This is a genomic window from Arthrobacter sp. TMN-49, assembly GCF_054511095.1.
The window spans coordinates 79,515-104,366 of record NZ_JBTNDH010000010.1 but is presented as its reverse complement, the minus strand read 5'-3'; the positions used below and the strand labels follow the sequence as shown (position 1 = coordinate 104,366).

Below are 24,852 nucleotides of genomic sequence, written 5' to 3'. Positions count from 1 at the left end.
CAACCCAACGGAGGAACCCGAACCCGCAAACCCGTCGGAGAATTACAACTTCTAACCCTCAACAACCTCGAAGCATCACAAAACGATTACACCACTCCACGGGACTTGACCACTAGCGCCCTAAGGGTGCGTCCCTCGTCCGGCGTCGGCGTCGGTACATTGCTTCACCCAAGGAGCTGGCAAGGGCGCACAGAAGAGCAGTGCCGCCGCTGAGGAAAAGTGCGTCCACAACGCTTGAATGCGGCGCCGTGGCATCGGTATATGCCCGAATATGCGAAACCGCGAAACCCATGGCCGCATCCGGCAGGAACACCAGCAGGGCCGGGACCGCGTAGCAAAGCAGCACGGAGGCAATCATTTTTGGCTGGGTTGTAGGTCTGCTGGTCCTGCGGGACAGGAACCAGCAGGTCAAAGCGCTGATCCCTGTCCAGAAAACAAACCACAGAACATTTCCGAAATTCGAACCGACCTGGAACCCTTGGTACGACTCAACCAGCCCCAGGCCCGTGTACTGGGCCGACAGGATGTACACCGCATAGGCCCCCAGCGCCCACGGGACCGCCCCGGCCAACCACAAGGTGGGCACAGCTGGCCAGTGTCGTGCCATTTCGTCCTCCGTTTACCAGTTGCAGGTCTGGGAGAGCGGCCGCATACCGATCCGACTGCGCCAGTTCGGCAGGGAGCGGCGCTCGTACTCCAGATCGAACGTTCCCCATTCCGCGATCCCACCCAGAACATGACATTCCCATTGTTGACGCATGGACGGGGTAAAGATCCATGACGAATGCCGCGATTTCAGGAGATTCCAGCCGGAACTGACGAACTGGCCGGCGTTGAATATAACGTCATGACGTCCCCAGCCCGAAAGTTGCATCGAGAGTTGGTTCATGCGGTAGGCGCTGCTCCAGCGCCATTCTGACCAAGTGAACAGCTGCCACCAGGCGTAGTACACCTTCGGGTCCGCGACCACCGGGTACGCGACCCCCGGAGCGTTGTGTTCAACAATCTGGGTGACCGTGTTCCCGGACATCTCGTATCGTGTTTTCACGTTTGCTCCGTTGGCATCCACGGCCCAAGCGGGCAGGATCATGCCCTGCGCCGATCCGTCCGCTCCTATCAGGGCAATCGCTCCGTCATCCGTCGGTTCGAGGACGATGCCTTCCGCGACGTTGATCTCGTAGTCGTAGCGCGTCGGGGCCTGCGGTTCGTTGATGACCGTCACCGCACGAACTGCGCCGTCCTCAAGAGTCTGTACACCCACATCCACGAGACCGCTTCCGTCCTCGAAGACAGTGGTCCCGTCTTGGGCTGTCTGGGCACCTTCAGCATTGTCCGCTGCCGGCAGGCCAAGAGACATCTGAAGCCCATCAGTTCCACCATCGAGCACCGCCTTGGCCTCAGTGCCATCCTTGGTGATCTCAACGGTGCCTTCTCGAATGCTCGTGCTGATCGAATCAGTCGTTTCGAGATCCGGCTGAACCGGCAGGGCATCATCCTGCCCGGCGGCTTTCGCTGCTGTCTCGATGACTGCAGCCGCCCCCTCCACAGACACTGCGGCATCGGGGTCCTCTAACGCGCGGCCGGCAGCGGCCGGAGAAAGAAGACAAAGTGCCACCGCCACAGCGCAAGCCTTCACGGCCACGGACGCAGACCAGAACTTGGCCATCTATTTCCCCCAAAAGAATAGATCCATTCTAATGCCAGATGGCCTGAGGAAATGAAGAATATCATCCAGCCGAATCAAGACACAATGTTGGGTCAAACGGAGATCGGCAGATACCCAAAAGCGATACGCGTGGCACGTTGAAGTCGGTGCGGCTCAAAATCGATGTCCCGCAGGACGTTCGGCTTACGGGTGTACGTCGGCCAAGGACCAACGGTGATGCAAAGTCATATGCTCGAAGCATGAAGGAAATCATGCAAGTTCGACGGCACATCGACCTATCGACAACGGAACTTGATGCGCTCGAAAAGCTTTTCGATAGCGAGTATCGGAACGAATTCGGCCCGTGGAACCCGGTTGCACCTTACGGTTATTCGCCCGCAGACACTCACGTACTGGCAATCATCGGTCATACGTTGTCTGCGCACGTGGGTTCTAGTCGTCGCCTGATCACGGTCGGCAAAGAAGACATCGTGGTGGCCGGCACGGGAGGCGATTTGGTCAACGAGCACTCACGCGGTACAGGTCTCGGCGGGCGATCAATGCGAAATGCTCAAAGGATGATGCGTGATGAAAGCGGAGTCGAATTTGGCTTTCTTGGATGACGAAGGGAAGTCGTGCCGTTTTGTGAGTCGGCGGGGTGGGTCCAGGTCCACGCCAGGAAACGTGGCTTATCTCGCTTGGAGGGTAAGTCCGCCGTTGTGTCTCAGGAAGGGCCGAACCTCATATGCTCCGCCAAACGCGATGTGAGCCGGTGGTCGAAAAGGGGACATCGACTTTCCAGGCACGCCCTGGTGATCGACATGCACGCAAATCGTTCCGCATCTGGGGCAGTCTCCATGAATGCCGATAGGGTCGGAACATGTCCATCACCTTTGTCCCAATGACACCTGCTGACACTGAAGATCTCGTCGGCTTCCTGACTTCAAACCGTTTCCCATTCCATGTTCAGGCGGCCCCACAGGCCGCGGACACACGGACGAAGATTGAGAATGGCCATTTCTGGAACGAAGACACCCAAGGCTATTGGGTCGTGAAGGAAGAACTACGTATCGGAATGGCTGCTCTCGAGGATTTGCAGGACGACGACTCCCCGCTCTTCGACCTGCGCTTGGACGAAACCCAGCGCGGCAAAGGTGTGGGAGTGGAAGTGCTACGTGCGCTTTGCGACATGGTTTTCGAGTCGATGCCGCACACGCTCCGATTCGAGGGACAAACGCGAGAAGACAACATCGCCATGCGCAAAATCTTCCTCCGCGCAGGCTTCCTCAAGGAAGCGCACTACCGATTGGGATGGCCAACCAATGACGGCAGGCGCGTCGCTTCCATCGCCTACTCGATCTTGCGCCAAGACTGGGAAAACGGCACCGTGACCCATTTCGAATGGGATGACCTCACGATCTAGAATTCGGTCCCGCTGAAAGTTCCGCCATCTGGTCCAACATCCGCCTTCGTAGGATCGCGGCCGGGGATACATGGCCCCGTGACACAATTTGCGAATGCCTCTTATTCAAGTCCTAAGCGCGTCTCCAGCATCCACGGATAAGAAGCGTGAGCTGTTGGCCGCCCTGACTGCGACGTGCGCTGAAGTCATGGAAATTAGACCTGACACCATCCGGGTTACCCTCCAGGAACCACCACGCGAAAACTGGTCTGTGGCGGGAGTGACGCTGGCCGATTCGGGCCAAAACGAATCCACATAACGACGGACTAACCGCATCGACTCCAAAGTATCCGCTCTGGGTTCGCCATGCGGACTGAAAAGACCGCCAATCGAAGCTAACAGTCACACCGTAGACTGCAATGTCGGCCATCGTTTGGGGAGATTGAAGTGCGTGCGATTCTTTTGGGTGGGACCGGGGCCATGGGTGGTGCGACTGCGCTGCTCCTGGCTAAGTCGGGATGGACGGTGGAGGTTACTGGCTGCGACCAGTCCCGAATGCCGCATGAATTATCGGACCTGGATGTGCGTTTCCACCAGATTGAACGAAGCGACACTCGCGGGATGGAACACCTAGTCGGCGACGGAGCGGACTTATTGGTAGATCTCATCGCCTATTCCGCCCCACATGTGCGCGCACTCCTGCCAGCGATGACGGCAATGGATAATCTGGTCTTGATTTCGAGCAGGGCCGTCTACGCTGATGATTTCGGAGGGCACGTCAACGGCGATGAACTGCCGCGTTTCACCGCCCCGATTCGGGAAGACCGGCCCACGTTGCCACCTGCGGCAGACGATGCGAATCCGTTTTCGCGTGAAGGGTATGCCCCTGGAAAGGTCGCTGCTGAACAGGTCGCGCTTGATTCCGGACTTCCGGTCACGGTGCTCAGACCATCTAAGGTCCATGGCCGATGGGCGCGGAATGCTCGAACCAGCAGCATCGTCGATTGGATGCTCAGCGGAAATCAGAGCATCGAACTTGCCCAGGCTGACACCATCGATCACCTGACGGCAGCAAGGAACACAGCTGCCCTAATCAAGACCATCTCGACGCGCCCGGGCCGCCGCATCCTCAACACTGCGGATCCCGACACCCCAACGGCCGCGGAAATCGTCAGGGCCATCGCCGAAGTACTTGCCTGGGAAGGGCAGATCACGCGCGTCGCGGGTTGCCAGGATCGGGGCAGCCACCCATGGATGACACCAATGACCCTCGATTCATCCGCCGCTCTCAACCTTGGATACCAACCAGTCGGAAACGGCCTAGATCTCATAACAGAAGAAGTCCAATGGCTGTTGTCCAGGAAATCTGACCGGTAAAGGCTCCCGCTACGGAACGGGTCACTCTTGGGGAAACGCTGCCTCTTTCAGACTTCCCGGTTCTCGTCAGAGTTTCTCAAGGGCCGAAGCTGCGTTCCAGTGGAGTCCCCGGTGAAAGAGTGGCGGCCCAGTATGCTGGTCTGTCCCGAGACCAGCGGGGACGGGCGTTGCACGATTTCACCGGCAATCCTGGTTCCACAGGATCACGGCTGTCAGATCCAAACGCAGGGCTCCGAGCTGGTCATTCTGACCTTCCCGGTAGAACTGGACAATGTCGCCCCCCGCTGCCGTCGGTGGCGACATTGTCCGGGGCGCATGGGTAATGGAGCGTTAAGTTCGGATGACCGCAGGATCCTTGATGTTCGCCAGTCTTGTGGTCGGAACATTTATCTCCCCGAAACTACGTTTCATGGCTGGTGGAATTGATGCCGGTCTCGCGTTCTCTGCCGCGACGACTGGCTGTGCCATGGGCAACGCCTTGTCCCGCATGCCGTGGAACCGCTCCTCCAGTTAGCCCTCCGAGCAAAGGGTCTTGCAGGGTCTGAGTGCCCGGCCATGATCGCCGTGGCCGTGCTTCCGCGGCGGCTTTCCGGGGTCAGCTGTCGCCTCGCGTTCATCTTCGGAGCAGCCGGAGTGCCGCCTGCCTACCTCGGGCCACTGCAACGGGACTTGCGGTAGGTTTTCTGACCGGCTTGCTGATGGTCGTTGCTATCAACTCGATGGCCAGCTTCGCCCCTCATTCGGGCGATCTGCACATCGACTGGGCAGTTGCGGCGGCGTTTGCCGGCCGCCATGGTTGCCTGGCTGGTGGCGGGCAGGTTCGGTGCCCGTTTCCCTTATGCCGCCACTGTACGTCCGGGTACGAGTGCCCTGAAGCTAGCGTCCGAACAGCTTCGAAAAGAATCCCGTGGGGGTCGTCTTGTTTTGATCCTGCTGGTGCCCCGCGCAGCGCTGAGAGTTGGGCACACCGCGCATCACTTGATCAACATGCTGGCCGCAGCCTGCCCAGGTTGTCTTACCGCATGTCTTGCAGTTCACCGCACGGCACATTTTCTTGCTCCCTATAGTTGCTTGGCTTGTCTCTAAATGATACCCCATGGGGTATCTGATCGGGGAATGCTGTAAGTGGAGGCTCGTTGCCCACGCGCCACAACGGGACCAACCCGCCAGAAGTCCCGAAGCGTGGCTGCAAATCCTGACAAGCGGCAGATCTACCCATGGGTAGCACAAAGCGTTGGCCGTACCCGGATTCACCGGGCACCGCCAACGCTGGGGAGAGTTTGCTTTAGCTGTGGTCCGTACTAGTTGCTGGCGACGGTCACCCGCGCCTGCGCCCAAGAGGCCCAGGCGGCGTAGCTTCCGTCCAGCTCGAGGACGTCGTAGCCGGCGCGGCGTAGGGCGCTGGCCACGACGGAGTTGCGGACCCCGCTCTGGCAGTAGGACACGATGGCGCCACCTGTGGGGAGCTGGTCAAGGTTCCACATGATGCGGCCGCCGCTGAGTTGGTGCGCGCCGGGGATGTGACCGGACGCGTGCTCTGTGCGGTTGCGGATATCCAGGACCATTTCTGCCTCGAATCCGTCGAGTTTTTCGGGTTGGATCAGCTTCGGGATGCTCGCGGGCAGTCCCTCGATGCTCGTGAGGTAGCCTGCCACCTGGTCGATGCCGACGCGGATCAGTTGGTCCCACATCGCCTGCGCCGCTGGCTGGTTCGGGGCTAGCAGTACCAGCGGATTCTTGTCGGTTTCCGGGTTTACCACCCAGGCACCGAAGCTGGCGGTGGATTTGCCGGCTGGAATGTTCAGGGACCCTATGACCGTGCCGGTATGGACCACCGCATGGGGGCGGGTATCCACGAACGTCATGGTGTTGGTGGTGAGGCCGCGGACGACGTCGTCAAGGGCCAGCTCGGGTAGGGGAGCGCGGGTGCCCATGATGGCCGGGCCCTGGCGGTTTTCGCGTTTCATACGCGCAAAGTAGGCATGGGCATCGGGCTGGCCCTCAAGGAGTTCGGCGATGAATCCCTCCTCGTCACTATTGGCAAGGTACGGGCCCCACCACGAGTAGAGACGCTCGTAGCCCACGGCGGTTGAGGGGATAGCGCCAAGGGCCTTGCCGCAGACGCTTCCGGCTCCGTGCCCGGGATGAACCTGGACATGATCGGGCAAGGTCAAGAACTTCTCCTTCAAGCTGGCAAACAGCTGCTTGGCCCCTATGAAGCGGGTGTCCACACCGCCTGCGGCCTCGTCGAGTAGGTCTGGGCGCCCCAGATCGCCGGAGAATACAAAGTCCCCGGAAAGCAAGTATCCCGGGGTGTCCGCGAATGCCCCATCGGTGATCAAGAAGGATAGGTGTTCCGGGGTGTGGCCGGGTGTGTGCAGAGCCTTGATGGTGATGTTGCCTAGGGTGATCTCGTCATTGTTGGTCAGCCGTTCGGCCTGGAACTCATATTGCCAATCAACTCCGCCTTCGCCGGAGACATAGCTGGTGGCTCCGGTGGCTGCAGCCAGTTCGCGGGTCCCGGAGAGGAAGTCCGCGTGGATGTGGGTTTCGGTCACGGCCACAATCTTCATCCCGTTCGCGGCCGCCAGCGTTTGGTAGACGGCGATGTCGCGGCGCGGGTCAACAACAATAGCTTCACCCTTGGCCTGGCAGCCGATGAAGTAGCTTGCCTGGGCCAGATCTTCGTCGTAGATGCGCTCAAAAAGCATAAGAGTCTCCCTAGGTAGTGCGGTGGGGGCTCCCGGGTGAGGTGTCTCCAATCCACTACCATCCATGCTAGTACCCCGTGGGGTATACGGCAAAGGGTTCACCGCCAGCAGAACGGGGCCTGATCACCACGATCCTTTACCCGTGGGGGTATACTTGGGTCATTTCCCCTGACTGTTTGGAGCTTGCCATGGAACTTGATGCGAAAGAACTCACTCCGGTTATTAATCGGCTCAAACGCGCCCAAGGCCAGCTCGCCGCTGTCACCCGGATGCTGGAGGAAGGCCGCGACTGCAAGGACGTTGTTACCCAACTCGCCGCCGTGTCCAAAGCCCTGGACCGCGCAGGCTTTGTCATCATCGCCACCGGACTGGAGCAGTGCATCAAAAGTGATGACCCTGGCATGAGTACCAAGGACTTGGAGAAGCTGTTCCTGTCCCTGGCCTAGGGTTCAGCCACGGCCGGGTCTTCGTGATCCCAGCGGTCTGACGCGGGTTCTTCCCTGCCGGGTTGGCCGGACGTAGACTCTGGATTGGAGAGCCGGGAAGCCTGGTCGGCCCGCGGGGAGATTTGCCCGCGGAAATCCGTGGCGGCCGCCTCGGCAGTTGTTGCCGGACCGAAGGAACGGGGACCACATGGCCTCATCATCAGATCCGGTTGTCGAAGCCACAAAGCTGGTGAAGAATTTCGGCAGAACCCGCGCCCTGGACGGCCTTGACTTGCGCGTCGGCGCCGGGGAGGTGCACGGATTTCTTGGCCCCAACGGGTCCGGTAAGTCGACAACGCTGCGGATGCTGTTGGGCCTTATCCGACCCACGTCCGGAACGGTGCGCGTGTTCGGGCTGGAGCCGTGGAGGGACCCCGTCCGGGTGCACCGGGATATCGCCTATGTTCCCGGGGACGTGAGTTTGTGGCCGAACCTGTCTGGCGGGGAAGTCATTGACCTGCTCACGGGCCTGCGTGGCGGCTGCGATGAGCGGCTGCGCCGGGAACTGATCGACGAGTTTGAGTTTGATCCTCGGCGCAAAGCCCGGACGTATTCCAAAGGGAATCGGCAGAAGGTGGCGTTAATCGCGGCATTCGCCCGACCGGCCCGGCTCTATTTGCTCGATGAGCCCAGTGCTGGCCTGGACCCGCTGATGGATTCGGTGTTCCGGCGACAGGTCCAACGTCTCAGCGCGGACGGTGCCACAGTCCTGCTCTCCAGCCACATCCTCAGCGAGGTTGAGCAGCTCTGCGCCCGGGTGACAATCATCCGTTCGGGCAGGGCCGTGGAATCGGGGACCCTGGCAGAACTGCGGCATCTGAAACTCATCCATTTCCGGGTCCAAGGCGCCGATGCAGACTTGTTGGCGGGCCTGCCCGGCGTGCGGGGAGTTCTCACCGACGGGGAGGATATCGAATTTGACGTGGACGCAGCCAATCTGGCAGCCGTGTTGGAATCAGTTGCCGCGTCCGGGGCCAGCGGGCTGAGTGTTTCCCCACCCTCCCTGGAGTCCCTGTTCCTGAGCCACTACAACAATTCCAACGACCAGGCACTGTGATGCATCCGATGATGGCGCTGGTGTTGGCCCAAGCCCGCCGGGAGCGGGTCGTGTTGCCCGTCTGGATTCTGGGCATTTCCTTCCTCGGATTCGCCGTGGCCAGTGCTGTGGCCGCGGAATTCGCTGACGTGGCCGACCGGGCGGCGATCATCAGCGTGGCAGCGGTGAGCCCGGCGTTCCTCTTCCTGCGCGGCCTGCCAGACGGGACAGGTATTGGGGCTGTCGTGTTCTTCCAGGGTTATGCCTTCACCGCCGTGCTGGCAGGACTCATGAGCACCTTTCTGGTCATCCGACATACCCGCTCCGATGAAGAGCTCGGACGCGCAGAACTCATCGGCTCGGTGCCGATCCCGCGGGCGGCGCCGCTAACAGCAACCCTCCTGCTGGGGGCCGGCGCGAACCTGGTGCTGGCGCTGTGCACGGCCGCCGGATTTGCCGGGGCCGGGCTGCCCGGCCCCGGGGCGCTCCTTGCCGGTGCCGCCGTCGGCTCCGTCGGGGCGTTTTTCGTGGCCGTCTCCGCAACCATCGCACAGGTCATGCCCTCGGGGCGGGCCGCCAACGGCGCGGCCGCTGGCGTGGTCGGTGCAGCGTACTTCCTGCGCGGCATTGGCGATGCGCTGGGAACCCCAAATGCCGAGCTGACCCACGTCACCAGCGGGTGGATTTCGCTGCTCTCGCCCATCGGATGGGGCCAGCGCTCCAGGCCCTTCTCGGTTGCTGACCCCATGCCTCTGGTTGTCTTGAGCGCCGTGGCACTCGTGCTGGCCGTCGCAGTAGTGGTGGTGCGGAGCCGCCGGGATCTGGGTGAGAGTTTGCTGCCCGAACGCGCCGGACGGGAACGTGCCGGCGTCGGGAGTGCCTCGCTTCTGGGTCTGGCCTGGCATCAACAGCGGCCCACTCTAATCGGGTGGAGTGTCGCCGCGGGCCTGTTGGGAAGCATCGCAGGTGGGCTCGGACCCGTGGTCACCGACATGATTGGCGGCAATGAATCACTCCGGGAGCTGATCGCCCGGCTTGTGCCGGGCAGCCGCGCGGAAATCATCGATGTGTTCACCACTGCCCTGCTGGGCATCGCCGGTGTGTTGGGCGCGGCGGCGGGTATCCAGGCGGTGCTGCGCCTGCGCGCCGAGGAATCCGAGGGCCGGGCCGAGATGCTCCTGGCGGCACCTAGATCCCGGACACGGTGGCTTGGGGTGAACCTGCTCATGGCGGGCGCATCAGTGACGGTGGTGGCTCTCGTCGCCGGGACAGCAACCACCATTGGGCTTGCCCTCTCCGGGGTGCCGGTTGGCCGGCCGGGACTGTTGATCGGGGCCGCGTTGGCGCACATCCCGGCTGCCGCTGTGTTCGTCGCGGCGACAGCTGTCCTCTTCGCGGCGGTGCCCAGGGTGAGTGTTCCCTTGGGCTGGGGTCTGCTTGCCTGCGGTCTTGTTCTGGGTCAGTTTGGTGAGCTCCTGCGTCTGCCTGTCTGGCTGCAGGATGTGAGCCCGTTCCGTCACTCCGCGGCGATGCCGGTGGAGCAGTTTGACCCCGCAGCCACCTTGGCCATGATCGCCATTGCCGTCGCCGGGGCAGGGATCGCCGCCTACCTATTCCGACGCCGTGACCTCACCCCGTAGTGCCAACCTCCGCGCCAGTGTTGGCCGCCGGGACAGTGCCGAGCCGGCGCCAGCCCCGGGCGTAAGCTGAAGCATGGACTTCCTAGACGTTGCGGTGACAGCCGTCGGTGCGGGGCTGATTTTGTTGATGGCCGCCGATGTCTTTCAAACGCTCCTCTATCCTCACGGGACCGGGCCGGTGTGCAGGATGATCATGCGCGCATTGTGGCTGCTGTCCCGCCGGTTCGCCGGCCATGCCTCCACCGTGGCAGCCCCCGCGGCCATGGCTGCCGTGATCGGGGCCTGGGCGCTGCTGTCTGTCACGCGGTGGGCCTTGGTGTACCTGCCACATTTGCCGGACGGGTTTGTCTATGCCGAAGGCGTGCCCCGCCGCGGGGACCTCCTCGAGGCTCTGTACATTTCGATGGTCAGCCTATCCACTGTTGGCTACGGTGAAATAGTCCCGGCCGGGCCGTTGCTGAGGCTCGTTACCGCCGCGCAGGCCGTGACGGGCTTCGGCTTGCTGACAGCCACTGTCTCCTGGATTCTGCAAACGTACCCCGCCCTGAGTCGTCGCCGAGCCCTAGCCCACGAACTGAATCTATTCAGGCAGGCCGCCAGCGAGCAAGACGTGTCCTCGCTGGACCCGGCGCATGCCACTGAGCTACTTGAATCGTTCGCCAAAAGTGTTGCCGCCGTGAGCATGGACCTGCTGTCATTCAACGAAACGTACTATTTTCACGAGGCACAACGAAGAGGATCCCTGCCGGCCACGGTGGTCTATGCCCAGAGACTGGCTGCCGAAGCGCAGATGAGCACCAGTGCAGATCTGCGCTTCGCCGGTCGGATGCTCCACGATGCCCTGGACGATCTGGCCGAGGTCCTGCGCGAGAAATTCGGACACCCCGGAACAACATCCGCTGCGGTTTTTCACAGCTACGAAACTCGCCACAGGCACCGCGGGAACCCGAACGGAGCGGCCAGCTAGAGTAGCGCCCTCCTTCGCCGGAGGTGCTGCCCGCTGGACCGCTCCGAGGTTGCCGCCGATTGTGTTGATGGACGTCGGCGGTGGCCTAGTCCAGGGTGATCCCGGCTGTGACGATGCGCTCCAGGCTCATGAGGGACGTGACGGTGACGGGCTTCGCGGGACGCGAGCTGGCCAAGGCATCGACAATGCGTGCGGTCAGCGCAGCCGTGGCGCTGGACTGGTTGGTTCCCCAAGCTCGGCGTGACTGGGCCGTCCTTCTGTTGCTGGCCACGATGGACCAGTCCTCACTGCCCATGGGTGGAACCATGGTGATGAGCCGCCGGGCAGCGGGAAAACGGGCCACAGCACCCAGCGCCCACGTGGCGGCGGGGGAGTCTAGGGCGAAGTAGTTGCGCACCTGGATTCCCTGGGATGCGCCAAGGAGTAAGTGGTCAGGGAAGTCCGCCCTCAGATAGCCGCGCGTGATCGCGCCGTCGGCGAAGCTTCGCCGCTCGCGCAGATTCATGACAGTTCCGTTCTCGGCCGGGCTCACCAGAGGCGCGCCAATAAGCCGCTGGGTCCAGGCCACAGCCGCCGGCCCGTGTTTCTCGCCGACTCCGAGCATGAGGGCCACATCGATGTCATCGCCGGGCGCATTGTCCAATGACGCTGCCATGAGAGTGCTCAAGCCCGGTGCCAAACCAGCGCCGAGCACCATTGACGTCTGCGGCGACGCGGAGCTCAACTGGGCCAGGTAGCCGGCGCTGGCGCTGATGTCCACCAGCGTGGCATCCCCCATAGCGGTTCCCAGTGCCGGGTTTTCCACGCCAGAGGCATTGACCACCACGTCGTGCAGCTGGCTCGCGCGCAGCAGCTCGCCAAGGTCGTTGCCGGCGGCATCGATGCGTACCCACCCGTCGGCAGCTTTCCGGCCTGCTCGCGTCACGGCGTGGCCGGTCGCCGTCAGGGCTGAGTGCAGGTGCTGGCCCACGGCGCCCCTGGCGCCCAGCAGCAGTACTCGCAGGGGAGCGTTGCCGCCATGGTTGCCAAGGGGGTTGCGGTGCTGGTCGTTACTCATGAATCTCCAAACGTTTAGTTGGTAATGCCTCGACCTTAGGCACCTGCGGTGACATTTGCAACTGAACGGTTGGAGGTTGAGCTAGGCTGGCAGCATGGCATGGGATACGGAGCGCACTCGAACACTGTTGCTCGATGCTGCCACGGGACACTTTGCCCAGCGAGGTCTCGCTGGTACGCGCGTTGACGCCGTCGCACGCGAAGCTGGAGTCAACAAGGAGCGGATCTACCAATATTTTGGCAACAAGGAGGGCTTGTTCGACGCCGTCTTGCTGCGCGCCCTGGAATGCTTCCTGACGGTCGTGCCGTTGGAGGGCGCTGGTGATGCCGCGGTGGGTGAATTTGCGGGGTGCCTTTTTGATGAATACGCCGCGCATCCCGAACTTCCGCGTTTGCTGGCGTGGGAGGGCCTGGAGCGCGGCGTTCGCGACGCTGGCACGGATGCCCGTGCGGTTGCCTGTGTGGAGAATGCGGCCTTGATCCGGGAGGCCTGCCCACACCTTGATCTGCAAGCGTCCCAGCAGTTGTTGCTCTCCATAGTCACGCTGACTACCGGCTACTGGACGCTGCCGCAACTTGGCGAAATCATGATGGGTGACGCGGGTGCGGATGCGCGGCGTGCCGCCGTCGTCGCCCAGGCTTCAGCCATGGCGGCCGGTCGGAGCCGGTAGGCCCCGGACCGGCCCCGACCGGCCCCAGGATCAGTCCTCGGACACCGAGATGGTCACCTCGATGTTGCCTCTGGTGGCATTTGAGTAAGGGCAGACTTGATGCGCGGCGTCGGCCAGCGTTTGGGCAGTGGTTGGTTCGATGCCCGGAAGCACCACCTCAAGGAGCACTGCGAGTTCAAAGCCGCCCTTGCCATTGGCGCCGATCTGGACCTGACCACCCACCGAAGAGTCAGAGATGTCGACCTTGTGGCTGCGGGCCACCAGCTGCAGGGCCGAATGGAAACAGGCGGCATAGCCGGCGGCGAAGAGTTGTTCAGGGTTGGATCCTGCGCCCATTCCGCCCATCCCCTTGGGGACGGACAGGCTCAGGTCGATGTGGCCGTCCGAGGATCGGACGTGGCCATTGCGGCCGGCTCCGGTTGCGAGAGCTTCGGCGGTGTAGAGCGGATTCATGGGTGCCTTTCGTTGGGGTGAAGAATTGTGGTTATGGCTGGTGTGTTGGCGCGTTGCCGTGCGCAGCTGCCGTCAAGTGGCGCATGCCCTCGGTGATGCGGTGCAGTTCCTTGACAAGATGGTTGGCCTGGTCCTGATTCTCGAAGCCGTAGGCGCCACGCAGGCCGTGCAGTGTTGCGCGCAGTTCGGCCAGCATTGCTGCGCCTGCGGGAGTGATTTTCACCGTCACCACACGCTCATCGAGGGACGTGCGTACCCGAGATACCAGGCCACGCGTGTCGAGTCGACGTAGCAAAGGAGACAGGGTGCCGGAATCGAGATTCATGCTGGTGCCGAGCTCGCTGACACTGACGCCGGCCCCGGACGCATCCGTCTCAAGCAGTGCAATGTACTGCGTGTACGTCAGCTCCCACGGCTCCAAAACAGCCCTGTGCGCCTTGGCCACAGTATTTGACGCTGAGTAGATCGCAAAACAGACCATCGAATCTAGGCTGTACTCATTGTTGGGCATATCCATAGTGTACACAACTAAATTGTGCACAAGTTAGTTTCATTGACTGGCCACTGGTGTTCCGGTAGGGGTGGTGATCAATTCACGGCTTGCGGGCCACCCAGACAGTCCGGCTTCCCCGCACCTCCAGGTCTGTCCTGTGATCCAGTGATTCGGGACCACGGCTGGCCAGCAGGCGCCCCAGGGTGGCGAGATCGGCGGGGGTCGCCACGCCGTCCAGGGCCGTGTGGATGCGCTGCAGGAAGGTGCGGGCGTAGCGGGCGGTGAGCTCCGGCGTCGAGCTAGCGACGGCTGCAAAGTTCCGTTGGGCGACGACATCGAACCCCGCGCGCTCCAGTCCGGCCCGCCAGTCGGGATGTGAATTCCAGTGCTTTTGAGCGAGGGCTGCGTGCAGCCTGGCTTCTAGGTCCGACAGTTCGGCGCCGTCCTCAAGCTGCGCGGCGGACAAGAAGCGGGGTAGGCCGTCCATTTCGATGATCATCAGCAAGCCGCCACCGTTGAGACCGGTGTACATCTCACGCATGGTCCGTTCGGGGTCGGATAATTCGTGCAGCGAGGAGGAAGCCCAGATGAGGTCGGCGGGGGCGACGGCGGGCCAGGCCACGTCAAGATCGGCAATGGCGGGTGTCACCCGGCCGGCCAGCCCGTGCTCGCCGGCCGCCTTATGGGTCTGCTTGAGCATGTCGGGGGACTTGTCGAGGGCGATGACGTGTGCGCTCTCAAAGCGCCGGGCCAGCGCCACGGTGCCCACGCCCGAGCCCGCTCCAGCGTCGATGATGGTGTGCGGAGTAGCTGTAGCCAGCTCGGCGGCTAGCTCCGTGGCCTGTTCTAAATAGGAGCCAAGGATCAGGGCGTCCAGGGTCAGCGTTTCAGCCAGATCATGTGCGTGTCCGCCGTGCTGGTGGTGCTCGTGGGTGGTCATGGATTCCACACTATCGATGGCATGCCTCAGTGGCATACACTTTTGCTCATGACGCAAGAACTGGACGTGGGCCGCCTCATCCGGCAACGCATTCGCGGGCTTCGGCTCTCACTCGGCTGGTCCTTGGAGAACCTGGCGGCCCGCTGCCTGCTCAGTCCCTCAACGCTGAGCCGGATCGAAACCGGGCACAGGAGAATCGCGCTCGACCAGCTGGTGCCGATCGCCCGGGCGCTGGGCACCACCTTGGATGCCCTCGTTGAATCAGGTGGCGATGAGGACGTGGTGATCCGGCCCCAAGCCGGGCATACCCAGGGGGTGACCGCCTGGATCCTTTCGAGCGAAGACGGCCTGCACGGCAAAACCGTGGCGAAGATGCGCATCACGGCGGAACGGCCCGGCGGCCCGGAACACCACAGCGTGCATGCCGGCCGGGACTGGTTCACTGTGCTCTCCGGGATTGTCAGACTGGAGCTGGGGGAGCGGACAATCCTGGTCCACCCGGGCGAGGTGGCCGAGTTCTCCACGCTGGTCCCGCACTTCATCGGCGCCCATGACGGCCCCGTGGAAATCCTCACCATCTTCAACCACGACGGCGGACGGGCCCACCTGCACGCCCCGGACGGCGCACCCGATTGACACGTTGGGGGCCGGGAACCGGAAGTTAGGCCAGTGGCAGGTGGACCGTGACGCGGGCGCCCGGAGCGATGTTGGTGATGCTGACATTGCCACCGTGTGCCTGCGCTGTTTGCCGCACGATTGCCAGGCCAAGGCCGGAGCCCGGCAACGCCCGGGCAGTAGTGGACCGGTAGAAGCGTTCAAAGACCAACTCCAATTCACTGTCATTGAAACCCGGTCCCTGATCTTGGACGGAGAGCTCCAAAGATTCTTCGTCGGCGGACAAAGAGACGGTGACGGTACCTCCGGGAGGGCTGAACTTCCCGGCGTTGTCCAGCAGATTGTTGATCATGCGGGCCAAGCGTGAAGCGTCGCCAGGCACTATCCACGGCGTGGCGGCGTCGTTCTTGACTTCGAGCTGGTAGCGGACGTTGGGCCAAAATTTGGTGGCCCGGTCGAGGCTGAAGCGCAGCAACTCGACCATTTCAACATCATCGCTTGCCGTATTCTCGTCGCCGTGGGCCAGTTCAATAAGATCGTTGACCAGTGCCGTCATACCCACCATCTCGCGCCGGACGCTGGCTTGAATCTCCGCCCGGGCGTTCGCGTCGAGTTCCTCCCGGGCCAACAGTGCCAGGTTCGTCTGCAAACTAGTCAACGGCGTTCGTAGCTCGTGGGATGCATCAGCGACCAGCTGCCGCTGCGCGTCTTGGGCGGCTTCCAACGCGCCCAACATCGTATTCATGGAGGACGCTAAGCGTGCCAGCTCATCCGAGCCGGTGACGTCGATGCGCAGCCTGGCATCCCGGGTTGTGGCGACCCGTTCGGCCACTTCCGTTAGTCGCTGCACAGGACGCAGCCCGATCCGGGCGCTCACGTACCCGCTCATCCCAGCAAGCAGGACACCGAAGACGGTGAACCCAACAATGACCAGTCCGAGCCTGCCGATGGCTTTGTCGACGGGTGCTGTGGGCGTTCCGATGAGCAGGGCCCTGTCGGCGCTGACGGGTGTCACCAACATGCGCACACCGGCACCATTGACCACCGTGTCGGCGTAGAAAGACTTGCGGGCGCCTGCTGCGACGTCAAGGGCAGCATCGGTGACTGGCAGGTCCGATCCGCCCGTGTCCACGGGTTCGGTGTTGTCGATGACTCGGCTGCAGGCAGGGGAGCCAACAATTTCGCAGTATCCGCTGGCCGTCCAATCGGCTTGTGCCTCCACCAGGCGGGTGACGCGGGTGGCTTCGCGCTGCAGCGACAGGTCCTGTTCGGCCCGCATCTCGTGACCCACCAGCAAGTAGATGATGCTGGTGAAGAACACGATCACCACGGCCACGACCACGGCAACGCTCAAGGCCAGCCGGGTCCGCAGGGTAAATCGCGTCGCTGAGCGGGTCACTGTTCAGCCAGCCTGTAGCCGATGCCGCGAACTGTATGGACGAGCCGGGGTTCCCCGCCGGCCTCAAGTTTGCGCCGGAGATAGGAGACGTAGACTTCCAAAGCGTTCGACGCCGGGCCAAAGTCTGTGCCCCAAATCGCCGCCGAAATCTGTGCCCGTGTCAGCGCCTGACCGGCATGTTCCACCAGAACCTGCAGCAGGGCGAACTCGGTGCGGCTGAACTCAATGTATCTGCCACCCCGGGTGGCGCTCCTGCTCGAAGGGTCCAAGACCAGATCGGCAACGCTGGCGGCGTCCACCACCTCCGGGTAGGCGCGCCGGACCAAGGCGCGCAACCGGGCCAGCAGCTCATCCAAGTCAAACGGTTTGCCCAGATAGTCATCGGCACCTGCGTCAAGTCCCGCCACGCGTTCGTTCACATTCACCCGGGCCGTCAGCAGGAGAATGGGGACGCGGTCCCCGGCTGCCCGCAACTGGCGGCACAGCGTCAGTCCGTCAGTCCCGGGCATGGTCACATCCACTATCAGCGCATCAGGGTTTTCGCGCAGGGTCGCCGCCAGGCCCTCCTGTCCATCGGAGGCTGTGACGACGCTGTAGCCTTCCAATCTCAGCGCCGTTCCTAGAGAAAGCAGTATCTCCGGGTCATCGTCAACCAGCAAAATCCGGTAGTCGTCAGTGGTTGTCATAGTTTCAGAGCTTAGCCGGTGCCCGCGCACTGAAATTAAGAAACGTCTCATATTCACTTGCCATGCTCACACCATGACAACTTCCCATGAAACGCCGGTGCCTGTGGCAGGCCAGAAACCATCCGGGCTTCGCGTGGTGATCGGCGCCGGTGGCACCGGCGGACACATCTATCCTGGTCTGGCCATCGCCCACGCCATCCAGCAACGCGTCCCCGACGCCCACATCACTTTTGCCGGCACGTGCCGGGGGTTGGAGGAGACGCTGGTTCCCGGTCACGGCTATGAGCTGGCCACCAGCAACATGATTCCATTTGCAGCGTCCCTGGGCTTGCGCCGTTTTGCCCTACCACTCTATCTGCTGCGCGCTGGCATCGACTGCGCCCGGTCATTTCGCCGGGATCGGGTGGATGTGGTCATCGGGATGGGCGGATACCCCAGTTCGCCAGCCATGGTGGGGGCATGGTTGGCCGGAATTCCGCGGCTCATCCATGAATCCAATGCCCGCTCGGGGAAGGCGAACCAACTGTCTGCCCTGCTGAGCCCCAACATCGGCATTGCCTTCGAGGCCGCCCGGAAGCATCTGCCCGCCGCGGGAAAGCGCATCCGCAACGTGGGTGTCCCGCTGATGCCTGCCGTGGTTGCCATGGATCGGGCCGCGTTGCGGCAGCAGGCATTGGCGGAACTGGGGATCGAGGCCGGCCAGCGGCTCATTGTCTTCAACGGTGGCAGCCAAGGCGCCCGCAGGCTCACCCTCGCCGCGCTTGAACTGGCCCAGCTGTGGCAGGAGCGATCCGACGTCGTGCTGCTGATCAAGACCGGGCCCGCGGACTATCCCGAGGCCGTCCGGCAGATCGCGGAACTAAGCGCTGGCCACAACACGCGAGTTGTGGAGTATCTGGACAGGATGGACCTGGTGTATGCCGCTGCCGACGTCATGGTTGGGCGGGCCGGAGCTGCCACGGTGGCGGAACTGGCGCACGTGGGGTTGCCTTCCTTGCTAGTTCCGCACCCCTTGGCAGCCGGAGACCATCAACGCCACAACGCCCAAGTCCTGGTCGAATCCGGTGGGGCCGTCATGGTGACAGATTCCGAACTCACGGGCCTACGTGTGGCGGATGAACTGGGCGCCCTGCTGAATCAGCCCGGGCGTTTGGAGCGCATGTCCCAGGCCGCCCGCTCCGCCGTTCATGCCGACGCGGCAGATGAAATGGCGCAGTGGGCCATTGACCTGGCCCGGCAGCGGACCATCCACCAGGCAACCACAAACCACAACACATTAAGAGGTACAAACCATGAATGAAACAAACTACTGGTCCGGCCGGTTGGTCCTGGTCACAGGCGCTGAAGGCTTCATCGGCTCCACGCTGGTGGATGAGCTGGTGCGGGCCGGCTGCCGCGTCAGGGCATTGACACACTACAAACCGTATGCAGAAAAGGGCTTTTTGGCCGGCTACGCCGCACACCCCCAAGTGGAGCTGTTGACGGGCGATGTGCGCGATCCGGTCAGCGTCTACGACGCCGTGGAGGGTGTGGATACTGTGTTCCATCTGGCGGCACTCATCGGAATTCCCTATAGCTATGCGGCTCCGGACTCCTACGTGCAAACCAACGTGATGGGCACGCACAACATCCTTGCCGCGTGCCGCCGGTTCGGCGCCCGGCTTGTCCATACCTCAACGTCGGAGGTGTACGGAACAGCACTCACCGCGCCCATCAGCGAGAGTCATCCGCTGCAACCGCAGTCACCGTATTCGGCCAGTAAGATCTCTGCGGACATGCTTGCCCTGTCTTACTGGCACAGCTTTGACCAGCCCGTGGCCATCTGCCGGCCCTTCAACACCTATGGGCCCAGACAGTCCGCCCGGGCAGTCATTCCCGCCATTCTCCAACAGCTTCATGGCGGTGCCACGGAAATCAAGGTCGGTTCATTGACCCCAACCCGTGACTTCACCTACGCGACGGACACCGCGCGCGGTTTCATGGCCATCGGTGCCTCCGATTCCGCCCTTGGACGGGCCATCAATCTTGGCACAGGCAGCGAGATATCCATTGGTGAGCTGTTGGGGCTGCTGATGGAAATTTCGGGTCAGGAAGCCACGATCGTCACCGATCCCCAACGCCTGCGCCCGGCCGGCAGCGAAGTGGAGCGGCTGCTCTCCGATAATTCCTTGGCGAAGCAGCTCACAGGGTGGGAACCCACGGTATCGCTGCGCGCCGGACTCGAGGAGACCTCGCGCTGGATTGCTGCGCGAGGCGAAAGGGCCGGCGGTTATGCCGTCTAGCTAGGAGGGCAGAAAAGGTGAACCCGTTGCCCTAGTGGTGCGGCCCGAGCGGGTGCATGATGGAAGGAGGTGAACGTCAACCAGGAAAGCCCTGGGCCTGTTTGCCTGCCGGCCGGTTGCCGGCAACGGACTAAGGAAATGGTGGGTCATGGACATGATGGGACTGGCTTTGGCCATTGGTGTCATTGTTGTTGTGACGGTGATTCTGGGACTCATTGCAACGCACGGAGCCAATAAGCATCACACCCCGTGATGTGCGCCCCGGGGATCAGAGGTCTGGCGCTGGCGCGCGAACGCCGGTCGCGCCGTTGTGGATGAAAGTGTCTTTGCTCATAGGGAAGTCCGCATGGCGGATGGCTCTTGCGATTTGCCCTTAGAATTGCTCGGTGTCAGATCTTCAACCCGTTACAGTTTCCATTGCCCGCACGGTTCAGTCCGGGTACCACCGCCAATTTGCCGCGTGGGCGCATGCCGGCCAGGAGTTGGCGCGCGAGTGGCCCGGCTACCTTGGTTCCGGCTGGGTGAGGACAGGGCCGCACTCGGATGAATGGCATGTCATGTACCGGTTCTCCGACGTACTTTCGCTGCGGGACTGGGACGATTCCAACGAGCGCCGGTGGTGGATTGACAGCGCCGGCGGGCTGATGCAGATGACCCGGGTGGAACACCGGACGGGCATTGAAGGCTGGTTCGATCAGCCGGGGGATGTGTCCATCAGTGTCGCCGAAACCGTGGTGCCGCCCCGGTGGAAGCAGGCCGTGAGCATTTTCTTGCCATTCTTCCCGCTGAGCCTCCTGTCCAACTTCTTGCTCCACCCGGTCACCGGCCAGTGGCCGCTGGTCTTGGCTGTGCTGCTTAACGTCTGTCTTTTGACGCCCATCATGACGTACCTGTTCCTGCCGCTGAGCACACGCCTGCTGCGCCCGTGGCTGCAGGCGCCGCGCAAGAATCGTCGCGGACGCACGGCTCCCTAGGCGGTACAGGGTGGCTTGTGAAAAAGTGAAATATCCAACGCTAAGGTTTTGACGTACGCCGTAGTGGCCTGTACTTGCCGGGCTTGATCTGGTTGTTGCGTGGCCAGGCGTAGTCGCCGGTGAGGTTGATGTGTTCCCATCCCAAGGGTGAGAGGAACCGTAGCAGCTCAGGGTCCGTGGTGTTGCCTTCCTGATTCAAGGTGGTGATGGTGCGGTCGAGGTAGACCGTGTTCCAGAGAACGATGGCCGCGGTGAGAAGATTCAGCCCCGAGGCCCGGTAGCGCTGTTGCTCGAAGGACCGGTCGCGGATCTCTCCCAGACGATTGAAGAATACGGCTCGGGCCAGGGTGTTCCGTGCTTCCCCCTTGTTCAGTCCGGCCGTGACCTTGCGGCGCAGGTCGGGATCTTGGAGCCAGTCCAGCAGGAAGAGTGTTCGTTCCAGTTTGCCCAGTTCCCGCAGCGCGGTGGCGAGTCCGTTTTGGCGTGGGTAGGCGCCAAGCTTGCGCATCATCAAGGATGCCGTCACGGTGCCGGTCTTGATGGATGCGGCTAGTCGGAGGATCTCGTCCCAGTGTGCGGTGATGGTTTTTGTGTTGATGGTGCCGCCGATCAGCGGCGCCAAGGTGGCAAGCTCTGGATCGATACCGGACACCGCGTAGGCCTAGCGCTGGATTTTTGACGAATTCACAAGCCACCCCAAAAACACTGATAGAAAAGGAGGAGAAAAAGGTGACAAAAACAGGCCATACCAAGGATAATTCGAATATGCCGGAATTGAACAACGTATCGATTGATTGGGTAGAAGCTGCAGAAATGTTTCCTGGAATTTACTTATATCCAATCGACGCGGACCTAGCTCCAACTCAGGCGTTCGCTCTCTACAAGTTCAAGGATAGTGATGGCGAATACTCATGGGGGTACCGATCCACTCCTGGACCCAATCGAGAAGAGCTGCTAGGCGCGCTTTGTGTTCAAGAGGCATACTTTGAACGCAGACTACTAGGAGAATGGGAGACCTCAGAGTGAGCGACGATGATGAGGAAAAGGTTCCGGCTGCTGAAATTTTGGGAGATCTTAAATTCAATCCAATCGATGTTGACGAAACAGCCCGAGAGTTATTCCTACTACTAAAGGTAACCGACGGGGATGGCGAGGTCAGCTGGAGTTTCAGGAAGAGTTCTGGAATTACCGACGAAGAGATGCTTGGAGTTCTCAGGGTTCAAAAATCACTGTTACTTAATGAGCTGCTGAACGAGCGCTAACTTCTGAAATAGTTTCAAAAATGAGAAACATCAAAATTTCCGACGGGACCTTGCGTTGCTTGCCGCGCAAGGTCCCGAATCATCTCTCAAAAATTATCTCCTCAGGAATTCTAGCGTTTGAGCCGGAAGGGTCGTGCCACATTGAGGCGCTCCATCTCCACAGTGGCACTCTCTACAGCTAGGCTCGGGCCTGGGGGGGAGGGTAGCTACGGAATTCACGATTAGGATCGGGAACTGGGAAGATGTCGTCAGCCGTCAGTTTGAAGTACACCTCAACCGGCCGCCAGGCAAGGTCTCACTCCACCGTCCATGGTTGGAGGCTTGCGCCCGAGGGACCGGATCCATGGCACGACTCGGAGGCCCAGGCATTCGTCTTGGTTAGAAATCCTTGTCTAGTGCGCCGGTTTCGGTTGCCGGTGCGAGGGAGCAGGCGGTGCCGGAGGTGTTGGTGACGGACGAGGTCGGTGTCCACACCATCGCGGCAGCTGTGCTGGAGGTGCGGAGGCTGCCGATCCCGCTGATGGGGGTGCCCAGCGTCACGGTGACCACGGTTTTGGGGACCCCGGCAATGGTCACCATGGTGGCTGTCATGGTGGCGTTGAAGGTGATGGTTTTTCTGGTCTTGGCGAAGTTGCCCTTTGTGTTGATTGAGCCTAGGTTCACTGTGCTGCCTGGCCGTTGGATGTCCACGGTGTCCCCGCTGCTGCCTGTGCCCAGGCCTTGGACGTTTCCGTCGCGCAGCCGGACCGTCACCGGTAGGGCGGTGCCGGCCCATCCCGGGGTGAGGGATGCCAGGTTGATCTGCTGGCTGTAGGTGAAGTTCACGGTGTCGCCGGCGTCGAACTGGCCCAGGATTCCGGTGCCGTTGGAGGCTTGGATGTCTGCGCCTCGCAGGGGGCTGTTGTCTACGCGCCGCCCCGTCACGAGAGTAGAGATCGTTTCCTTGCCTGCACCGTCGGTCAGGACGGCACGGAAGTCGTACAGCCCGTCCGCCACGGTTCTCGTGTCCCAATCGCACACGTACGGTGTCCCGGCCCGGGTGCACTGCGTGGTCCAGTTGTTCGTCCCGGCGGGCGATGACTGGATCCGCACACTGCCCACGCCCGCAGTCGAGTTCGCTACCGCCGTAAGGGTTGCGCTACCCGACAGGTAGGCACCAGGATCCTCCACCGACACCGAGGACACGGTGTTATCCACTACCCTGTTGGCGACTGGGGCCGAAGTTGTGCTGTTGCCAGCCTGATCCGTGGTGATCGCCCGGAAACTGTAGGAGGCGCTGGTAAGGGCTGTGGTGTCGAACCGACAGGAATAGGGCGACTCAGTGACCGTGCAGAGCGGAGCCCAGGTGCCGGCGCCTGTGCGGGCGTACTGGATCTGCACCAGGTTGATGCCCGAGTGTGCGTCCGCGGCGACAGCGGTGAAGGTGCTGACGCCCCGCAACGGTGAGCCGGGATCGCTCATGGTCACCGTGGGTGCCAAGTTGTCCACGAGCACGTCGGTGATGGTTTCCGAGTAGGTGGAAGTGGCCCCGGAGACGGCAACGGCGCGGAGATCGTAGAAATCGTTGGCGAAGGTGCCGGTGGGCCAGGTGCATTGGTAAGGGGCGGTCAAGTTCTGGCAAAGCGTGTTCCACTTGTTGGCCCCCGCCACGGAGTATTCCGCCCGGACAGTGTAGGCCGTGCTGCCCGGATTATACAGCGTGGTGGCGATATTCACGTTGCCGCGCACGATCTCGCCGGGGGTGTTCAGGACCACTGCGAAGGTGTTGGCCACCGTGGTTTGGATGGTGGTTGAGGTGGTGGCGAGGCCGGAGTTATCGGTAGCGATGGCCCGGAGGCTGTACCCGCCATCCGGCAAGGCCTGGGTGTTCCACGGGCACGAATAGGGCTCAGCCAGCCGCGTGCACACTGTGGTCCACGCGCCGTTGGGTGGCAGGTATTGAATGGCCACGCTGCGAATGCCTGTTTCGGCATCGCCGGCTTCCGCGGTCAGTGTGACACTTGCCCGGACCGTGGTCCCGGGGCTGGTCATGGTGACCGTTGGCGGCGTCCAGTCCGCAGCTGTGCCGAAGGTGTTGCCGGCGTTGGTTGTGGTGGCCGTAAAAGCCGCTAAGGAGAACGATGTGGAGGTGGCCAACACCATGACAGTCAGGGCCGCAACGATGCCGACGGCGGCACTTGCCTTCCAGCGCCGGGGGTGGGCATCGGGTGCAGGTGGTCCGCCATCGTCCCCTGCTCCATGGCTGTCTGCGTCGTCTGCATTTTCGGAGTCTTTAGAGGGGCGTGCGCCGAACACGGCCACGGCGATGGCGAGCAGCGTCAGCACGCTCCACCACGCCAACGCGGGGAAGTTTCCGGTGCCCAGCCAGAGACCGGGGAGCCCCACCCCGGGAATCAGGAGCCTGGCTTGGCCGGTGATCTGCCCGCGCTTGAGCGGGGTGCTGTCCACCTCGACGTTGGCGTCCCCGGCTGTCACAAGGGTGCCATCCGGGTTTTCGGCCACAATCCTGTGCAGCCTCGTCTTTTCCACTCCGCCCGGTTCGGCCTCGGCCGGGCTGGTGAACTCCACGACGCCGCCCATCGGGACCTGGTGGGTGGCGTCGAACCCCGCCGCGAGGACAACGTCGCCGGGGCTGATGTGCGGTTCCATGGACCCGCTCTGCACCACGGTGCCGTGCCAGCCCAGCACAGCAGGCAGCACCGCAAACAGGGCAAGGCTCAACAGGACCCCGAGATACAGCCGCGATGCAAGGGACGCC

Annotated in this window: 24 protein-coding genes and 1 pseudogene; 14 read left to right on the top strand and 11 right to left on the bottom strand. The window is 62.2% G+C overall.

Annotation, left to right across the window (positions count from 1 at the left end):
* Window positions 1–112 precede the first annotated feature (112 nt).
* Together ACX80E_RS06690 and ACX80E_RS06685 are read right to left on the bottom strand one after the other, a co-directional pair.
* Window positions 113–607: a hypothetical protein gene (locus ACX80E_RS06690; RefSeq protein WP_459301127.1), complete on the bottom strand. Its 495-nt coding sequence runs from the start codon at window positions 605–607 to the stop codon at window positions 113–115.
* Window positions 608–619: 12 nt separating this feature from the next.
* The gene (locus ACX80E_RS06685) at window positions 620–1,666 is read right to left on the bottom strand and encodes a hypothetical protein (RefSeq protein ID WP_459301126.1); all 1,047 of its coding nucleotides are present in this window, start codon (window positions 1,664–1,666) and stop codon (window positions 620–622) included.
* A gap of 239 nt (window positions 1,667–1,905) precedes the next feature.
* Between ACX80E_RS06685 and ACX80E_RS06680 the strand changes: the two genes are divergently transcribed.
* The 4 genes from ACX80E_RS06680 to ACX80E_RS06665 all read left to right on the top strand — a co-directional run bounded on the left by ACX80E_RS06680 (window position 1,906) and on the right by ACX80E_RS06665 (window position 4,424).
* Complete coding sequence (locus ACX80E_RS06680) at window positions 1,906–2,268, top strand: hypothetical protein (protein ID WP_459301125.1); 363 nt, start codon at window positions 1,906–1,908, stop codon at window positions 2,266–2,268.
* A 257-nt stretch (window positions 2,269–2,525) separates the two neighbouring features.
* Window positions 2,526–3,068 carry a GNAT family N-acetyltransferase gene (locus ACX80E_RS06675; protein ID WP_459301124.1) on the top strand — a complete coding sequence of 181 codons (543 nt, stop codon included), beginning with the start codon at window positions 2,526–2,528 and terminating at the stop codon, window positions 3,066–3,068.
* 94 nt (window positions 3,069–3,162) lie between these two features.
* Window positions 3,163–3,366, top strand: coding sequence for a tautomerase family protein (locus tag ACX80E_RS06670; protein WP_459301123.1), 204 nt, complete (start codon window positions 3,163–3,165; stop codon window positions 3,364–3,366).
* Window positions 3,367–3,494: 128 nt separating this feature from the next.
* Complete coding sequence (locus ACX80E_RS06665; protein WP_459301122.1) at window positions 3,495–4,424, top strand: NAD-dependent epimerase/dehydratase family protein; 930 nt, start codon at window positions 3,495–3,497, stop codon at window positions 4,422–4,424.
* Window positions 4,425–5,725: 1,301 nt separating this feature from the next.
* Here the strand turns inward: ACX80E_RS06665 and ACX80E_RS06660 are convergent.
* Window positions 5,726–7,135, bottom strand: a complete 1,410-nt coding sequence (locus ACX80E_RS06660) for an MBL fold metallo-hydrolase (RefSeq protein ID WP_459301121.1) — start codon at window positions 7,133–7,135, stop codon at window positions 5,726–5,728.
* A 188-nt stretch (window positions 7,136–7,323) separates the two neighbouring features.
* Between ACX80E_RS06660 and ACX80E_RS06655 the strand changes: the two genes are divergently transcribed.
* The 4 genes from ACX80E_RS06655 (at window position 7,324) to ACX80E_RS06640 (ending at window position 11,263) form a co-directional block, all read left to right on the top strand.
* The gene (locus tag ACX80E_RS06655) at window positions 7,324–7,581 is read left to right on the top strand and encodes a metal-sensitive transcriptional regulator (protein ID WP_459301120.1); all 258 of its coding nucleotides are present in this window, start codon (window positions 7,324–7,326) and stop codon (window positions 7,579–7,581) included.
* 187 nt (window positions 7,582–7,768) lie between these two features.
* The gene (locus ACX80E_RS06650) at window positions 7,769–8,677 is read left to right on the top strand and encodes an ABC transporter ATP-binding protein (RefSeq protein ID WP_459301119.1); all 909 of its coding nucleotides are present in this window, start codon (window positions 7,769–7,771) and stop codon (window positions 8,675–8,677) included.
* Window positions 8,677–10,296, top strand: a complete 1,620-nt coding sequence (locus ACX80E_RS06645; protein WP_459301128.1) for an ABC transporter permease — start codon at window positions 8,677–8,679, stop codon at window positions 10,294–10,296. Before ACX80E_RS06650 ends, ACX80E_RS06645 begins: the two co-directional genes overlap by 1 nt.
* 73 nt (window positions 10,297–10,369) lie before the next feature.
* Window positions 10,370–11,263, top strand: a complete 894-nt coding sequence (locus ACX80E_RS06640; protein ID WP_459301118.1) for a potassium channel family protein — start codon at window positions 10,370–10,372, stop codon at window positions 11,261–11,263.
* A gap of 85 nt (window positions 11,264–11,348) precedes the next feature.
* Here ACX80E_RS06640 and ACX80E_RS06635 read toward each other — a convergent pair whose 3' ends face one another.
* Complete coding sequence (locus ACX80E_RS06635; RefSeq protein WP_459301117.1) at window positions 11,349–12,320, bottom strand: hypothetical protein; 972 nt, start codon at window positions 12,318–12,320, stop codon at window positions 11,349–11,351.
* 94 nt (window positions 12,321–12,414) lie between these two features.
* Here ACX80E_RS06635 and ACX80E_RS06630 point away from each other — a divergent pair, with 94 nt between their 5' ends.
* Complete coding sequence (locus ACX80E_RS06630) at window positions 12,415–12,990, top strand: TetR/AcrR family transcriptional regulator (protein ID WP_459301116.1); 576 nt, start codon at window positions 12,415–12,417, stop codon at window positions 12,988–12,990.
* A 30-nt stretch (window positions 12,991–13,020) separates the two neighbouring features.
* Here the strand turns inward: ACX80E_RS06630 and ACX80E_RS06625 are convergent, their stop codons facing one another.
* The 3 genes from ACX80E_RS06625 to ACX80E_RS06615 form a co-directional block, all read right to left on the bottom strand.
* Window positions 13,021–13,443, bottom strand: a complete 423-nt coding sequence (locus tag ACX80E_RS06625; RefSeq protein WP_459301115.1) for an organic hydroperoxide resistance protein — start codon at window positions 13,441–13,443, stop codon at window positions 13,021–13,023.
* Window positions 13,444–13,474: 31 nt separating this feature from the next.
* The gene (locus tag ACX80E_RS06620) at window positions 13,475–13,954 is read right to left on the bottom strand and encodes a MarR family winged helix-turn-helix transcriptional regulator (RefSeq protein ID WP_459301114.1); all 480 of its coding nucleotides are present in this window, start codon (window positions 13,952–13,954) and stop codon (window positions 13,475–13,477) included.
* An 82-nt stretch (window positions 13,955–14,036) separates the two neighbouring features.
* Window positions 14,037–14,876, bottom strand: a complete 840-nt coding sequence (locus tag ACX80E_RS06615; protein ID WP_459301113.1) for a class I SAM-dependent methyltransferase — start codon at window positions 14,874–14,876, stop codon at window positions 14,037–14,039.
* A gap of 48 nt (window positions 14,877–14,924) precedes the next feature.
* Between ACX80E_RS06615 and ACX80E_RS06610 the strand changes: the two genes are divergently transcribed.
* Window positions 14,925–15,512, top strand: a complete 588-nt coding sequence (locus tag ACX80E_RS06610; RefSeq protein WP_459301112.1) for an XRE family transcriptional regulator — start codon at window positions 14,925–14,927, stop codon at window positions 15,510–15,512.
* A gap of 25 nt (window positions 15,513–15,537) precedes the next feature.
* On the opposite strand, the gene ACX80E_RS06605 is transcribed toward ACX80E_RS06610, so the two are convergent.
* A complete protein-coding gene (locus tag ACX80E_RS06605; protein ID WP_459301111.1) occupies window positions 15,538–16,890 on the bottom strand; it encodes a sensor histidine kinase in 1,353 nt (450 codons plus the stop codon).
* Window positions 16,887–17,576 (bottom strand): response regulator transcription factor, encoded by a 690-nt coding sequence (locus tag ACX80E_RS06600; protein WP_459301110.1) that lies wholly within the window; start codon window positions 17,574–17,576, stop codon window positions 16,887–16,889. Before ACX80E_RS06600 ends, ACX80E_RS06605 begins: the two co-directional genes overlap by 4 nt.
* Window positions 17,577–17,649: 73 nt before the next feature.
* On the opposite strand from ACX80E_RS06600, the gene ACX80E_RS06595 reads away from it, so the two are divergent.
* The 3 genes from ACX80E_RS06595 to ACX80E_RS06585 all read left to right on the top strand — a co-directional run bounded on the left by ACX80E_RS06595 (window position 17,650) and on the right by ACX80E_RS06585 (window position 20,832).
* Window positions 17,650–18,876, top strand: a complete 1,227-nt coding sequence (locus tag ACX80E_RS06595; protein ID WP_459301109.1) for a UDP-N-acetylglucosamine--N-acetylmuramyl-(pentapeptide) pyrophosphoryl-undecaprenol N-acetylglucosamine transferase — start codon at window positions 17,650–17,652, stop codon at window positions 18,874–18,876.
* A complete protein-coding gene (locus ACX80E_RS06590) occupies window positions 18,869–19,858 on the top strand; it encodes a GDP-mannose 4,6-dehydratase (RefSeq protein WP_459301108.1) in 990 nt (329 codons plus the stop codon). The genes ACX80E_RS06595 and ACX80E_RS06590 overlap by 8 nt, the downstream gene beginning before the upstream one ends.
* A gap of 386 nt (window positions 19,859–20,244) precedes the next feature.
* A complete protein-coding gene (locus ACX80E_RS06585) occupies window positions 20,245–20,832 on the top strand; it encodes an antibiotic biosynthesis monooxygenase (protein WP_459301107.1) in 588 nt (195 codons plus the stop codon).
* A gap of 40 nt (window positions 20,833–20,872) precedes the next feature.
* On the opposite strand, the pseudogene ACX80E_RS06580 reads toward ACX80E_RS06585, so the two are convergent.
* A pseudogene (locus ACX80E_RS06580) lies at window positions 20,873–21,454 on the bottom strand (Tn3 family transposase); the annotation flags it as partial.
* Between the two features lie 400 nt (window positions 21,455–21,854).
* Between ACX80E_RS06580 and ACX80E_RS06575 the strand changes: the two are divergent.
* Window positions 21,855–22,094 carry a hypothetical protein gene (locus tag ACX80E_RS06575; protein WP_459301106.1) on the top strand — a complete coding sequence of 80 codons (240 nt, stop codon included), beginning with the start codon at window positions 21,855–21,857 and terminating at the stop codon, window positions 22,092–22,094.
* Window positions 22,095–22,472: 378 nt separating this feature from the next.
* Here ACX80E_RS06575 and ACX80E_RS06570 read toward each other — a convergent pair whose 3' ends face one another.
* A complete protein-coding gene (locus ACX80E_RS06570) occupies window positions 22,473–24,815 on the bottom strand; it encodes a S26 family signal peptidase (protein WP_459301105.1) in 2,343 nt (780 codons plus the stop codon).
* Window positions 24,816–24,852 lie beyond the last annotated feature (37 nt).